This window comes from Staphylococcus casei, assembly GCF_030294405.1.
GTDB classification, from domain to species: domain Bacteria; phylum Bacillota; class Bacilli; order Staphylococcales; family Staphylococcaceae; genus Staphylococcus; species Staphylococcus succinus.
Genome location: NZ_CP125718.1, coordinates 2,781,854 through 2,796,606, shown reverse-complemented (window position 1 = coordinate 2,796,606; position 14,753 = coordinate 2,781,854). Strand labels below are relative to the sequence as shown.

Below are 14,753 nucleotides of genomic sequence, written 5' to 3'. Positions count from 1 at the left end.
GCAAAACAAAATGCAAACAGTCAGCGCAGTAAGGATTCTGAGCTCATGGAATGCCCTATAAATCAATCTACAGATAGATCATAGCATTGATTTGGTGGGTAAATTTAGTAATTAATTAAGCAGATAAATCGATACTTACATTTACAAAATATAGTGCAAGGGAGATTGGGAAAATGAAAGTGGCTTTAGTTACAGGAGCAAGTAGTGGCATAGGATACGAAACAGCAAAAGCCTTAGCTAAAAAAGATTATCATGTGTATGCAGCAGCAAGAAATATAGAAAGTATGACTGCTTTACGTGCATATAATGTGAAATTAATTAAACTGGATATTACAAATCATTCGTTAATTCAAAATGTGGTTGATCATATTATTGAAGTAGAAGGTCATATAGATATTTTAGTCAATAGTGCTGGTTATGGATCGTTTGGGGCTGTTGAAGATGTGTCAATTGAAGAAGCAAAAAAACAATTTGAAGTTAACTTATTTGGCTTGTCAGAGCTAACTAAAGCAGTTATACCTTCAATGCGTGAACAAAATTTTGGTAAAATTATCAATATATCTTCGATAAGTGGACGTGTGCCAAGTTGTTTTGGCGTATGGTACCATGCCTCAAAGCATGCATTAGAAGGGTACAGTGAAAGTTTACGTTTAGAATTATCTGATTTTGGAATTGATGTCATTGTCATTGCACCTGGGGGCATAAAAACAAATTGGGGCCCTATTGCAATTAATCATCTTCAAGCTTCTTCACGAGGTAGTGTTTATGAAGAACAGTCTCAAAATATGGCAAACTTAATGGATAAACAATTTAAATCTGACTTTTTACTTGCGCCATCTGCAGTAGCAAAGACGATTGTTAAATCGATAGAGCGACCTAAAGCAAAACCACGTTATATTGTAGGACTCTCAGCAAAAATAATTATATTAATGCATGCGATGCTTCCGACAAAACTATTTAATCGTATTCAAAAAAAGCAAGTAGAGCATTCACCGCGTACTTAACATAATATTTAAATTAAGGTCACCTATAAATAGATTTAAATCGAAGTGCGTTTTTTCGTCTCAGATATTTATTACCCCAGCTTTGTTTTGTTAAACACTATTTCTTTTGAAAAATAGTGGGTGGTCATTTATTTTCTTAGGGGTATGAGTTGTGATTATGACTATAAGATGAGATGAAAATTAAAATAGTATCTACAAAAATATAATAGCGTTTTTTTAAAATAAAAATTACGAAGTCTCAATGCCTTCCAAGGTAACCATCTTGGAAGGTTTTTTATGTTTGGACTTAAAAAATTTACAGATCATCAAACAAAAGAAAATATAATATATAAAAACTTAACAAAAGAAAATTTAATGACTTATCATTAATAAATCAAAAGATAATACAAACTAATTTCAGTTGTAAATTAAATTCTTTTACTGTAAGGTTTTAAATAACAATTATTTACAGAAAATTCAAATTTTTAAAATGTAGATTTAAAAAAATAATATTTGGGATGCGAGTCGTTGATGAGCGAAGTTCTGAATCTTAGAGGGAGGTGATTGAAACTATTTAAGTAAACAGAACCGATGAAGACGAGTAATTTTGAAAAAGAAATTTATAAAAAGTCAGAAGTGTAGGGTAACTTGAATGTAATTTTGATTCTACACATTCAAACAGAAAGCGAAAACCTATTTTAAACTATAAAAAGAAAGGTTGCATCGGATGAGTGAACCCTATCGTATAAACAAGATACAAGAAAATTGGAGCGTGGTGATTGCGATAATGTTTATTGCTTCAACACTACGTGCGCCACTTACATCAGTCGGACCGGTTGTCAATGAAATCATAAAAGAATTAAAAATTAACGACAGCATTGCGGGTTCCTTAACAACAATTCCATTAATTATATTTGCTATTATTTCGCCCCTAGTTTCAAAGGTCACTTCATATTTAACTATTTCACGAACACTCTTATTATTAACCATTTTATTAGGTATTGCATTAATCGTGCGTGTAGCAGGTGATTTTAATATCTTTCTTATTGGCACCATACTGTTGGGTGTTGCGATTGCCTTTGGTAACGTGCTTTTACCCAGTTATGTTAAATGGTATTTTCCAACACAAATTGGTATAGCTACAGGTATGTATAGTGCAATGATGCACTTTACTGGCGGATTAGGTGGTGGGTTAAGTGTTCCATTATCTACACTAACACCGTTTAATTTCCGACTATCCCTATCGATATGGATTATATTAGTGGTTTTAGTAATGTTACTATGGTTACCCAAAATGAAAAAAAGTGTAAAACTCGAAAAATCTTCTGTGAGTGATGCGCAAATAAAGTCACATTGTAAAATAAAAGTATTTAATTCTAAACTGGCTTGGATGATTGCACTGACTATGGGCTTTCAATCTATGATGGTTTACTCGGTAGTGGCTTGGGTACCAGCTATATTAATTAACAGAGGATTGGATCCAACTACTGCGGGTTATTTATTCATGATTAATCAGTTTGCTCAAGTACCTATGACATTTGCCTTTCCAATCATTGCTGCTAGATTAAAAGAGCAACGTATTTTAGTGGTTATTATAACAGCTTTATTCTTAATAGGATTTAGTTTTTTGTTTGCACATAATCTTGTTTTATTAATTATAGGTATTATCATTGCAGGACTAGCAATGGGCGCTTGTTTTAGTTTATGCATGACGTTCTTCTCTATTAGAGCACGTACAAGTGACGGCAGTATCTCATTATCGGGTTTTGGTCAATCGATAGGTTATTTAATAGGTGCCATTGGTCCTATATTTATGGGATTCTTATTTGATGCTACAGGTAATTGGAATGCAGGTATAATATTTTTATTGATTATGCCAATATGTTTCTTGATTTTTGGTTATGGCGCATCTAAAGATAAAGTAATTGAAGATGCATAGATAACCATATATGTTTAATTTAAAGCATTCTAATTTAATTTAAATTAAATTAACGTCAAAAAAACCTCCTCCTTTTTTTAAGGGAGGGGGGCTTTGTTTGTATTGGAATGAGCAAGGCTTATTTTTCGATGACTTTTAAATAATCATCGCCCCAATCACAAATCGCATAGACGACTTTATCAAGACTTAGACCAATTTCAGTTAATGTATAATCAACTTTTGGTGGGACTACTGGATAAACGGTTCTTTCAATGATTTTATCATGTTCCAATTCTCGAAGTTGTCTGATTAACATACGCTGATTGATATCAGGAAGCTTATTTTGTAATTCACTTAATCTTAAACGATTACTTTGCAAAAGATGGTAAATAATAGCGATTTTCCATCTTCCACCAATTACAGACAAAGCTAAATCTTTCGATGTATAAAATTCTTTATTATTATATTCAATTAACAAAGCGATGCCTCCATTTTTATATAGTGACAACAATGTCAGTATTGTCATTTAGTGTAAATAATACCATAATGAGATTATAAAAGATAGAGAGGGGAAATTTTAATGAAATTACAATTAGCAATCGATCTATTAGACCAAAAAGAGGCAGCAAAGCTAGCTCAAGAAGTAGAGGAATTTATTGATATCGTAGAAATTGGAACACCCATTGTTATAAATGAAGGGCTATCTGCCGTTGAACATATGAGTAAGTCAGTTAATAACACACAAGTATTAGCAGATTTAAAAATTATGGATGCTGCCGGATACGAAGTCAGCCAAGCTGTAAAATTCGGAGCTGATATCGTAACAATTCTTGGTGTTTCTGAAGATGCTTCAATTAAAAGTGCTATCGAAGAAGCGCACAACAGTGGTAAAGAATTATTAGTGGATATGATCGCGGTTCAAAATTTAGAACAACGTGCAGCTGAATTAGATAAAATGGGTGCTGACTATATTGCAGTACATACGGGTTATGATTTACAAGCTGAAGGTGTATCACCTTTAGAAAGTTTACGTACTGTTAAATCAGTTATTTCAAATTCAAAAGTAGCTGTAGCAGGTGGAATCAAACCAGATACAATTGAAACAGTGGCAGCTGAACAACCAGATTTAATTATTGTTGGTGGCGGCATCGCAAACGCTGATGATCCAAAAGCTGCTGCGAAACAATGTCGTGATATTGTAGATGCCCATGCAAATGCATAATCATTTTCACTTAATATTAGAGGAGATTAAACAAACATTAGCTAATATCAGTGAATCAGAAACAGAAAAATTTTTGAAACTGATGATGGATGCCTCAACCATCTTTGTAGCGGGTAAAGGACGTTCGGGTCTTGTGATGAATAGCTTTGCCATGAGATTAAATCAATTAGGTAAACCAGCATATGTCGTTGGTGAAACGACTACGCCGTCTATCCAAGCCAATGATGTATTCTTAATAGCATCAGGTTCGGGTTCTACAGCACATTTAAAATTACTTGCACAAACAGCTAAAGACAATCAGGCATATGTTTTATTATTGTCAACAACACCTAAATCTCCCATTGGTACAATTGCAGATTTAACAATTGTATTACCTGCTGGCACGAAATATGATGTCAAAGGGTCTCAACAACCACTAGGAAGCTTGTTTGAACAAAGTAGTCAAATTTATTTAGATAGCATGGTCCTAACGATGCAAGACATATTAAAAGTAAATGAAACTACAATGCAAGATAACCATGCTAATTTAGAATAGTATAGATATATTTATATTGCTTTACACATAAGTACACCCCCTACAATCAAATTGTAGGGGGTGTTTGCATACGTTTTAATAAAAGACGATACCTAATAGTAATCCAATTAATACAATAGCCCATGATGGGCATTTAAAAAACATCAATAAGACAAACAATGCAGTCGCTAATACAAAATCCAATTCTGTATTAATTGTTGACGTCCATATAGGATTATAGAATGCTGCAATTAAAATACCGACCACACCTGCGCTAATCCCTTTTAAAAATCCATCAGCATATACATTAGATTTAATAGTGTCCCAAAACGGCAAAATACCAAATAATAAAAGAAATGCCGGTAAAAATATAGCAACAGTAGCTAATAAACCACCTGAAATGCCTGTAATAGATGTCCCTATATAAGAGGCAAATGTAAATAATGGCCCTGGAACAGCTTGTGCCGCAGCATAACCAGCAATGAAATGATCTGGAGATATAAGTGCTTGTGGTACAAATTCTTTTTCTAAAAGTGGTAAAACAACATGTCCTCCGCCAAATACTAAAGAACCAGAGCGATAAAAGCTATCAAACATTTTGATCCAAATATTGTTAGTCAGCGAACTGGCTATTGGTAACATAATTAAAAGTGTTATGAACAGTGTGATAGAAATTACCCCAAGTCGTTTAGGTAAATGAAATAACTTTTCACGACGACCAGCAGGTTGAATAGAATTCGGCTTTAAGAATAGAAGACCATAAATCCCTGTGATGACTAATGAAATAACTTGTATGAATACGTGATCAATTAATAAAGACATAAATAATACAAAAATAGCTAATGTAATTGTAGGTTTTGAGTTTGTTAATTTTTTACCCATGCCGAGAATAGCTTGAGCAACAATAGCTACAGCCACTAGTTTTAAACCTTGGAGCCAACTAAAATCCGCCTCACTATTTGTAAAAAGGAGTGAAAATAGCATGAGTATAAGAATAGAAGGAAAAGTAAATCCAATAAATGATATAATTCCCCCCATCATTCCCCCACGCACGGTCCCTATACCAATACCAACTTGGCTACTTGCTGGGCCAGGTAAAAATTGACATAAAGCTACTAAATCAGAGTACGCTTTTTCATCAAGCCATTTTCTTTTTTTGACGTACTCATCATAAAAGTAACCTAAGTGAGCTGTCGGACCACCAAAAGACATTAAACCTAATTTTAAAGAAACCATAAAAATATGTAGATATTTAGCCATTAATAAGCTCCTTATAATTTATTTATAATGGGAAGGATATTGTCATTGCTTTTGAAAAGTTCTCATCAAATTGGGAGCATTGATGCCACATGTGATATGAAATGTTGTACATGCCAATGTATACTATGCGCTATTACAAAGGATTAAAATTAAACGTGTAGATAGTTAATATTCACTTTTTAAAATGCCAAAAACTAATGTATCTCTATAGCTACCATCTTTCAACAATGTATCTTGGCGTAATATAGCTTCATGTTCCATGCCTGCTTTTTGTAATACAATACGTGCAGCGATATTTTTTGAGTCCATAGCGCCCCATATTCTATTAAGTTTTAAGACTTTAAAACCATATTTTACAATTGTTGCTACCATATCTGTAGCAATGCCATGATTCCAGTATTTAGGATGCACAATATAGCCAATTTCAGCACTATTATTCGCTTCATCTATTAAAAGTTGAAACGTTCCAATCACTTTATCAGTATCAGGATTGACGATGACATTATAAATCCAGTGAGAATCCTTATCTAGAACCTTTTTAATAAATCGTTCAGTATCCTCATAACTTTGAACATCCCAGGTTTGGTATTGTGTAACTTCAGGAAGTGAATGTAGTTCATTGATGTCGTTCATATCTGTATCTTTTAAATCTCTGGAATAAAAATCCATGATTATCTCTCCTAAATATATTAATTTTATTCATTTGTCCATTGAGACGATAGTGTATATAAATCATTGCCCATACGACACACGAAATATCATTGTTTGAACACATTTTATACTAGTAGTCTCGATATATAACATATAGTGGATAGAGTTATTTGATGATTCAAAAAACTTTATAGTTATATGTATTATTTAAACATTTATATTACTGATTGGATATAGGAAAAGTATAATCAATTTGTATGAAATATATTTTTATATTTCAATAAAGTACGTTTTTCAGTTACTATATTTAGTAAACCCTAGGGATTTATAAAACGATGATTGTTAATACCATTTATAACGTTATTAAAGTATTCTAATTAATAGATTAGAATACTTTAATAATTACAAAAGAGGCGATATTTACGGATATTTCAATGGTACAAACAACGGTATTCGCATTGACTGAAAGTGGGGGTAATCCTTGTCCTGTTGTCTTAAATGCAGATGATTTATCAACTCAGCAGATGAAGTCTATAGCAAAAGCACAGGGTGTTGAGGTTGGTTTTATAAGAACGTCAGAATATGATGACTGTGATTTTCAATTTAGATATTTTGTGCCGAATAATGAAATGGAAATGTGCGTACATGCTACGATAGCTTGTGCGACAGTATTAGTTCAACAACATAAGGTTCATAAAAACAAATTGTTAATTGAAACTTTGGCTGGAAAGATCCTGTTAGTGATACATAAAAACAATGACAGAATAATGATAGAGGTAGAACAATTTTTACCTAAAATTGCTGCAGTAAGTCCAACAACAGCTGAAGTAGCAAATGTATTAAATATTAATATTGAAGATATTGATGATTTTCCAATTAAAAGTATTTCAACTTCACGTTATAAAACGTTAGTGAAATTGAAGTCTAACGATGTATTACAAGCATTGCGCCCTGACTTTGAGAAACTTTGGAAACTCTGTGATCGATATCAATCGACAGGATTCTATCCCTTTACTCAATCTACGCATAAGAAGAACACCTTTTCGGCAAGACAGTTTCCTAATAACACGGGTTATAATGAAGACCCAGCGACAGGTGTTGCAGCTTCAGCGTTAGGTATATATTTAGAGTTATTTGATTTAGTTAATATACAAGGTGACAATATTTATATTACTCAAGGTGAAGCAATAAAACGACATAGTGAAATAATGGTCAAATCTAAGATTACGCAAAGTAATACACTACAAAATGCTGTATTAGGAGAAGCGGTTATTCTTTAATGAATGATAGAAAGCTATCCCCAAAATAAAAAAAGCTACCATTCAGGCAGCTTTTTTATTTTTCTAATGGTTACTTAATAAAATCTTCTGCTGTAGTAACTTCAGCATACCCGAAGTCTAACGCACTTATAAATGAATAATGTACATCTTGTGCACTGATGCTGTGATCGTTGTACGTGAGTTCACTTGAAGCACATGCATCTTCAATTAATGTGACGGCATAACCTAAATCTGCTGCAGCTCTGACTGTAGCATCAATACACATATGTGTCATCATACCTACAACGACAACGTGGTCTATATTTTTTTCTTGCAATTTGTCTTGTAAGTCCGTGTTAATGAAGCTATTCGGTAACTGTTTATTAATGATTGTTTCACCATCATTAGGTTTCACTGTCTCATGAATTTCGATACCTTTAGTATTTGGAGCAAAGAAACCAAAGGAGTCATCAGGAGCAATATGTTGAATGTGGAAAATATTTTCACTATGATTTGATCTAAACCACGTTAAAACTTTTTTTGCGTTATTCGCTGCATTTTCAGGATTATTTAACGGATTTTTCCCGTTTGGAAAATAATCTTCTTGAATATCTACAATAATTAAAGCCGTATTCATATTTATACACCCACTTTATAATTTATAGTACAGTTGTCATGTTAGAGTAAAAATAACCTATTATCAATATAGCCGTGAAACAACTTAGTGCTTAAAACTTTATTCATGAAAGGATGTTAAAATGAAATTAGATAACATAGACATTCAAATTTTAAACCTTTTGACTGATAACGCACGAATGCAATGGAAAGATATCGGTGAAACGATTCATATGTCAGGGCAAGCTGTAGGAAATCGAATTCGACGAATGGAAGAAGAAGGGATTATTAAATCCTATACATTGAACATTGATGAGGACAAATTGAGCGATGGTATATTAGGCTTTTTAACTATGTACATGAATTCAGCACATCATGGGAATTTTATTGATTTCATAAATATGAGTCATGATATCTTAGAGGCACATAGAATCTCAGGTGAAGGATGCTATCATTTAAAATTCAGAGTGAAAACAAAAGTACAATTAAATGATTTATTACAGAAACTATTAACTTATGGCAATTATTCGCTTAATATTTCTGTGCACCAACTCAAAACCAATCATAAATTTATAGAGAATGACGCTTTAAATAATGCAAAATAGAACCTCAACATCATCGTTGAGGTTCTATTTTTTTACCTAAGAAATAATTTCTACAATGATCATTCTGGGTGATTGTGTATATATTATAAAAATGGAAAACGGTAATATTAATTAATAGTCAGAAGATCTAAATCATATGATTTAGGCTTAATAGTTGAAATATAGAGAAGAATCTTTTATATTTATGTTACAAAATAATGATTTTGTAACCTAAAGGAGGAGTTTGATGACACAGTTTAAATTACCTGAAAATGAATATTTAAAAGTCGGCAGTACTGAATTTGCATATAAAAAATTGGGAACAGAAGAAGGCATACCACTCGTTTTTATTATTCACTTTAGAGGCACAATGGAAAATTGGGATCCCTTAATGTTAGAAAATATTGCTAAAGAACGCCCAGTGATTTTGTTTGATAATGTTGGCGTAGGCTATACAGATGGAGAAACACCGAGCACTATTGATACGATGGCGGAAGATACGTATCAATTTATAAATGGTCTTGGATATCAACAAGTTGATATATTAGGTTTTTCAATTGGAGGTATGGTTGCGCAATCGCTAGCCATGCATCATCCAGATTTAGTAAGAAAGTTAATATTATCAGGTACTGGTCCTGCTGGTGGCATTGGCCCATCACATCCTAAAATGGAGGAAATGATGTATAAAGCAGAAGGCTCTGAAGCAGATGCGATTGAAACATTTTTATTTCTTTTTTATCCAGAAACAGAAAAAGGGCGTGAATTGGGTAAACAATCACTAAATAGAATATTTTCTCAAAAAACCAAGGACAGTACGTTACAAGTAAGAGACGCACAGTTAGCGGCAATTGCTCAATGGACAAATGAGGATTTTGATAATGCTAAAACACAACTGCATCATATAGAAAATCCTACATTAGTGATTAACGGAGATAATGATATTATGGTTCCTACTGAAAATAGTTTTATGTTAAGTCAAAATATACCAGATGCGCAGTTAATTATATATCCTAATGCAGGACACGGACATCTATTTCAACACCCTGTAAGGTTTGCGAATCATGTAAATACATTTTTAAATGAATAATAAAATAAGCGGTGATTATTAATCATCGCTTATTTTATACATTGTATTTTATTATATTCCAAATAGTTTCAAAGTATAGATTGTAGCCTAGATGAGGCCATATTTCTTTAAATAGTGGAATGGTAAATATCAAAAATGATGGAAAGTACCTTCTATATTATATAAATGGTCTATTTTATTATTTCTAATCATGAGGTGATGTTAGAAAGAACTACTTCGGATATTCGAGTTCCTTGAATGCGTAAATGAACAGTATCAGTGATGAAATAGGGAGTTATTTTATAGTAACGCATATTATTAAAATATAGAGAGGTGTGTCTAAATGAAAGCTGTACAAATTGAAAAATATAATAAAAATTTAGAAGTAAAGGTTAGAGACATAGAAGTTCCAGACATTAAGCCTAACGAAGTATTAGTGAAAGTTGCTTATGCAGCTATTAATCCTTTAGAAAAGTTGATTATAACTGGAAGTGTAAAATTAATACAAGATTATAAAATGCCTGTAACTTTAGGAAATGAATTGACAGGTGTTGTTACTAAAATTGGTAGTGAAGTAAAAGATTATGATCTAGGAGATGAGATTTACAGTCGACTACCAATCGATAAGATAGGTGCATTTGCAGAATATGTTGCAGTCGATGCCAATGCCATTTCTAAATTACCAAACAATTTAAGTCTTAAAACAGGAGCAGCAGCGCCATTAACCGGTTTAACAGCATATCAAGCAATTACTGAAGAATTACAGGCTGAATCTGGAAAAACGTTATTTATTCCAGGTGGATCGGGTAGTTTTGGTCAAATGGCTGTTCCAATAGCGAAAAATTTAGGCTTAAAAGTAATTGTTTCCGGTAGTCCAAGATTAAGAGAACAATTTATCGCAAAAGGCGTAGATCAATATATAGATTATAAGAGTGAAAACTATTGGGATACTTTATCGAATGTGGATTATGTGATTGATACCCTAGGCGCTAACGAATTTGATAAAGAATTATCTGTAATGAAGCCAGGAGGAACAATAGTCAGTTTAATTAACGCGCCCAATAAGCATTTTGCCGAAAAAAATGATTTCTCAATGTTTAAGAAGACGCTATTTGCAATTGCAGGTAAAAAATTTGATAAAAAAGCCAAACAAAAATCTATAGATTATCGCTTCATTTTTGTACGTTCTGATGGTGAACAACTGAAAGCACTAAGTAAAATTATCGAAAGTGATCACATTATCCCAGACGTAGATGATCAAGTATTTACAGTAAATGAAATCAACAAAGCATTAGACTACACATTTAATCATCATACAAATGGTAAAGTTTTATTAAAAATTGATGAGACACAAGGAGACATCTAATGATGAAACCATTAACATATCAAAATGTACCTAATGAATTTGTAACATCTAAAAAAAACACACAATTCGCCTACAGGATTTTAGGACAAGATAATAATAAAACACTACTATTACTGACACATTTGGCTGCGACGATGGATAATTGGGACCCGAAGCTTATTAATACTTTAAGTGAAAAATATAGAGTGATTGTATTTGACAACAAAGGCGTCGGATTATCTAAAGGAAAAGTTCCTAATACGATAGAAGAAATGGCAGAAGGCGTTTTAGAATTTATAGATGCAATGCAATTCAGTGCCATTAATGTTCTAGGACTTTCGATGGGTGGAATGGTTGCTCAAGAGCTAGTGAAAATTGCTTCTGAAAAGATAGATAAGCTCATCTTAGTAGGGACAGGACCAAGAGGTGGGGAAGGTATAGAAAAAATCATTCCAATTGCTAATAAATTAACCTTCAAAGCGATACTTCACGCTAAAGATCCTAAGTATTATTTATTTTTCAACCAAGATGATATTGGAAGAACTAAAGCAACTGAATATCTTAAAAGGTTAAAAGAAAGAAAAATAAACAGAGATAAAAAAATAACGTTACCTGCATACATCAAACAATTAAAAGCCATAAAAAAATGGGGTAATGCGAATAGAGAGTCTTTAAATTATATTGATATGCCTACGCTCATTGTCAACGGAGACAATGATAAGATGGTACCTACTCAAAATAGCTTTGTATTGGCAGATGACATTTCATATTCAGAGATAAAGATATATCAAAATGCTGGACACGGTGCTTTATTCCAAGAGCCAATAGATTTTTGTGAAAGTGTAAATGAATTTATAGGAGAGTGATGGTTTGTCTGTTTTATTTCAAGAAAAAACATTGCCTAACGGTAATACTATTAAGAATAGGTTTTTTAAATCAGCAATGAGTGAGACGTTAGCTTCTAAAACAGGTGTTCCAACGCCTACATTGATTAATTTGTATAAAAAATGGGCACAATAATGCATTAGAACATTTTGCTGGTTTAAGTACAAATTTTGTAATAAATAAACTTAAAAATGACAAATCTCCTCTTTGTATTAAAGAAGAGACTGTTGTTTATAATTTTAAAGCCTCTATTATCCATATCGATAATAGAGGCTTAAATCCACACTTTTAAGGTAACTACTTATATTTGTTGCTCAAATTTATTGTCCAATGCGCATTTGCATTAATTTTTTATCTTTGTCAAAGTAAGCTGTGTACGAACCATCATTTGTCGCATATTTTACGAATGTGCCGTCACCTTGGTCACCGCCATTAGTGACACCTTCATCAATTATTTTATTAGACGTGTGTGCTTTTTTAAATGTTGTTTTAGATACTGAATCGGGTTTCGTTAAGAAAGAAATACCAGTTACTTTATTATCACTATTAAACTCTACAGTTGTATCGTAAAGCTTTTTAGTATGATCAACTTCATCGTCAAGGCTTGTGTCTACTTTGTAACCATTGATTGAGACATTATCATATTTTAAAGCACGTACGAAGTTATAATCTTGTGTGAATGAAGGGTCGTATGTTGTATAGCCTTCATAGTTATACCATGGTGTTTCAGCTTTTAAATTTGCACCGCTTTCGTTACTTGCACCACTGGCGCCACCTTCACCGTGGCCCCATTTTTGAACTTGCTCAGCTGCTTGAACATCTGGGCTACCAGTCGTAAGATATGCTGCAGAAGAGCCTAAGACAAGCGTTGATACTACGACAGTTGCTGAAAGTAATTTCCCTACTTTACGCATAATAAATCACTCCTCAATTTTTTGAGTCCCTCTTGGCTAAGTAATTATAAATGATTGACACAGTTCACACTGACATTTATAACTATCAACATGATCCATATTCGCAAGTGTATTACATATTATTTATAAACCAATGTCCTGTTAGAAGATTGTGCATTGTGAAAAGGGCTGATAAAGCGTGTTAATACAATTATAGAAAAGAAAGTCATATGATTAGTAGTATTTAACTGATCACCCCTCGTTTTTGTAGTTCCTTATTGATAAAAGTGTAATTATTCACCTTAAGCATACGCCTATTTCTTATAAATGCAAAAAGATACACATTATTAATGAGCATTTATATCACAATTTAAATTTAAAGTTATTTTTTAGCGTAATTATAGCTTTTTTTAATTAAGGAATGAAATTTAGAAATAAACTATAACTTTTATCAATAAAGGGTAAAGAGAATATATATTTTCTATAACATAAGGGGATGAGTACATTATGAAATATCGTGAATTAGGCAATACTGGCATGATGATTAGTGAAGTGAGTTTTGGTACATGGGCAATTGGAGGCGCATGGGGTGAAACGAATGATGAAGAAGCTTTAAAAGCTTTATCATATGCAATTGATCAAGGTGTTAACTTCTTTGATACGGCTGACGTATATGGCGATGGACATAGTGAAGCATTACTAGCTAAGGCTACTGAAGGCAAAGAAGATGAAATCTATATTGCAACTAAATTTTGTAGGCAAGGAGATATTGCTGATCCACAAAATTACAGCTACGAAACAGTAAAAGCATATTGTGAAGATAGTCTAAAACGATTAAATAGAGATTCAATTGATTTATTTCAAATCCATTGTCCCGCTACTGACATTTTAAAAGATGGTAGTGTCTTCAAAGTGTTAGATCAATTAAAAGATGAAGGATTAATACGACATTATGGAGTCAGTGTCGAGTCAGTTGAAGAAGGATTAATTTGTTTAGAATATCCTAATGTAGCAAGCTTACAAATTATCTTTAATATGTTCCGACAAAAACCGTTAGAAAAGTTAATTCCTAAAGCTTACCAACAGGGGGTAGGTATCATTGCGAGAGTGCCGCTTGCGAGTGGTTTATTAACAGGTAAGTTTACATCTGAAACTAAATTTTCTGAGGATGATCATCGTAAATTCAATGAAAATGGTGAATCCTTTAATGTAGGTGAAACATTCTCAGGGTTAGGCTTGCAAAAAGGCGTTGAACTAGCTAACCAGTTACAATGGATTGCAGAAGATCGTCCTTCTATGGCAAGTGCGGCATTAAAGTGGATATTAGATTATAAGGAAATCTCTTGTATTAACCCAGGGTTTAGAAATATAAAGCAGGTGAAACAGAACTTAGCTACATTAGATACTAAAGCCTTCACAGAAAGCGAAAAATTAGAGATTGAAAACTTTTATAAAGAAAAAGTAGCAGATTTTATAAGAGGGACTTACTAAAGGATTCATGTAGATACAGCTATACAAATCATAAGTTTTATAAAATAATTTAAGACAATTATGATTA

Annotated in this window: 16 protein-coding genes; 11 read left to right on the top strand and 5 right to left on the bottom strand. The window is 32.7% G+C overall.

Features of this window, described 5'->3' with window-relative positions:
* Nucleotides 1-173 precede the first annotated feature (173 nt).
* Entirely contained in the window at nt 174-1,004 is an 831-nt protein-coding gene (locus QMO72_RS13470; RefSeq protein WP_103266161.1) for an oxidoreductase, read from the top strand.
* 706 nt (nt 1,005-1,710) lie between these two features.
* A complete protein-coding gene (locus QMO72_RS13465) occupies nt 1,711-2,922 on the top strand; it encodes a CynX/NimT family MFS transporter (protein WP_103266162.1) in 1,212 nt (403 codons plus the stop codon).
* Nucleotides 2,923-3,040: 118 nt separating this feature from the next.
* On the opposite strand, the gene QMO72_RS13460 is transcribed toward QMO72_RS13465, so the two are convergent.
* On the bottom strand, nt 3,041-3,379 hold the full coding sequence (locus QMO72_RS13460) for a winged helix-turn-helix transcriptional regulator (RefSeq protein WP_103266163.1): 339 nt from the start codon (nt 3,377-3,379) through the stop codon (nt 3,041-3,043).
* A 102-nt stretch (nt 3,380-3,481) separates the two neighbouring features.
* On the opposite strand from QMO72_RS13460, the gene hxlA reads away from it, so the two are divergent.
* Both hxlA and hxlB read left to right on the top strand, forming a co-directional pair.
* Entirely contained in the window at nt 3,482-4,123 is a 642-nt protein-coding gene (gene hxlA, locus QMO72_RS13455) for a 3-hexulose-6-phosphate synthase (RefSeq protein WP_069824529.1), read from the top strand.
* The gene (gene hxlB, locus QMO72_RS13450) at nt 4,110-4,658 is read left to right on the top strand and encodes a 6-phospho-3-hexuloisomerase (RefSeq protein WP_103266164.1); all 549 of its coding nucleotides are present in this window, start codon (nt 4,110-4,112) and stop codon (nt 4,656-4,658) included. The genes hxlA and hxlB overlap by 14 nt, the downstream gene beginning before the upstream one ends.
* Before the next feature lie 75 nt (nt 4,659-4,733).
* Here the strand turns inward: hxlB and chrA are convergent, their stop codons facing one another.
* Together chrA and QMO72_RS13440 are read right to left on the bottom strand one after the other, a co-directional pair.
* Nucleotides 4,734-5,897, bottom strand: coding sequence for a chromate efflux transporter (gene chrA, locus QMO72_RS13445; protein ID WP_103266165.1), 1,164 nt, complete (start codon nt 5,895-5,897; stop codon nt 4,734-4,736).
* 165 nt (nt 5,898-6,062) lie between these two features.
* Nucleotides 6,063-6,566 (bottom strand): GNAT family N-acetyltransferase, encoded by a 504-nt coding sequence (locus QMO72_RS13440; RefSeq protein WP_103266166.1) that lies wholly within the window; start codon nt 6,564-6,566, stop codon nt 6,063-6,065.
* 416 nt (nt 6,567-6,982) lie between these two features.
* Here QMO72_RS13440 and QMO72_RS13435 point away from each other — a divergent pair, with 416 nt between their 5' ends.
* Nucleotides 6,983-7,828, top strand: coding sequence for a PhzF family phenazine biosynthesis protein (locus QMO72_RS13435; protein WP_286093209.1), 846 nt, complete (start codon nt 6,983-6,985; stop codon nt 7,826-7,828).
* A gap of 70 nt (nt 7,829-7,898) precedes the next feature.
* Here the strand turns inward: QMO72_RS13435 and QMO72_RS13430 are convergent, their stop codons facing one another.
* Nucleotides 7,899-8,444, bottom strand: a complete 546-nt coding sequence (locus QMO72_RS13430) for a cysteine hydrolase family protein (RefSeq protein ID WP_103266168.1) — start codon at nt 8,442-8,444, stop codon at nt 7,899-7,901.
* 121 nt (nt 8,445-8,565) lie between these two features.
* Between QMO72_RS13430 and QMO72_RS13425 the strand changes: the two genes are divergently transcribed.
* The 5 genes from QMO72_RS13425 to QMO72_RS13405 all read left to right on the top strand — a co-directional run bounded on the left by QMO72_RS13425 (nt 8,566) and on the right by QMO72_RS13405 (nt 12,437).
* Entirely contained in the window at nt 8,566-9,027 is a 462-nt protein-coding gene (locus tag QMO72_RS13425; RefSeq protein ID WP_103266169.1) for an Lrp/AsnC family transcriptional regulator, read from the top strand.
* A 226-nt stretch (nt 9,028-9,253) separates the two neighbouring features.
* Nucleotides 9,254-10,093: an alpha/beta fold hydrolase gene (locus QMO72_RS13420; protein WP_103266170.1), complete on the top strand. Its 840-nt coding sequence runs from the start codon at nt 9,254-9,256 to the stop codon at nt 10,091-10,093.
* Nucleotides 10,094-10,415: 322 nt separating this feature from the next.
* Nucleotides 10,416-11,438: an NADP-dependent oxidoreductase gene (locus QMO72_RS13415; protein ID WP_103266171.1), complete on the top strand. Its 1,023-nt coding sequence runs from the start codon at nt 10,416-10,418 to the stop codon at nt 11,436-11,438.
* On the top strand, nt 11,438-12,283 hold the full coding sequence (locus tag QMO72_RS13410) for an alpha/beta fold hydrolase (RefSeq protein ID WP_286093208.1): 846 nt from the start codon (nt 11,438-11,440) through the stop codon (nt 12,281-12,283). Before QMO72_RS13415 ends, QMO72_RS13410 begins: the two co-directional genes overlap by 1 nt.
* A 4-nt stretch (nt 12,284-12,287) precedes the next feature.
* Nucleotides 12,288-12,437: a hypothetical protein gene (locus QMO72_RS13405; RefSeq protein WP_286093207.1), complete on the top strand. Its 150-nt coding sequence runs from the start codon at nt 12,288-12,290 to the stop codon at nt 12,435-12,437.
* 185 nt (nt 12,438-12,622) lie between these two features.
* Here the strand turns inward: QMO72_RS13405 and isaB are convergent, their stop codons facing one another.
* Complete coding sequence (isaB, locus tag QMO72_RS13400) at nt 12,623-13,216, bottom strand: immunodominant staphylococcal antigen IsaB family protein (protein ID WP_103266172.1); 594 nt, start codon at nt 13,214-13,216, stop codon at nt 12,623-12,625.
* A gap of 486 nt (nt 13,217-13,702) precedes the next feature.
* Between isaB and QMO72_RS13395 the strand changes: the two genes are divergently transcribed.
* Nucleotides 13,703-14,686 carry an aldo/keto reductase gene (locus tag QMO72_RS13395; RefSeq protein WP_103266173.1) on the top strand — a complete coding sequence of 328 codons (984 nt, stop codon included), beginning with the start codon at nt 13,703-13,705 and terminating at the stop codon, nt 14,684-14,686.
* Nucleotides 14,687-14,753: the final 67 nt, after the last annotated feature.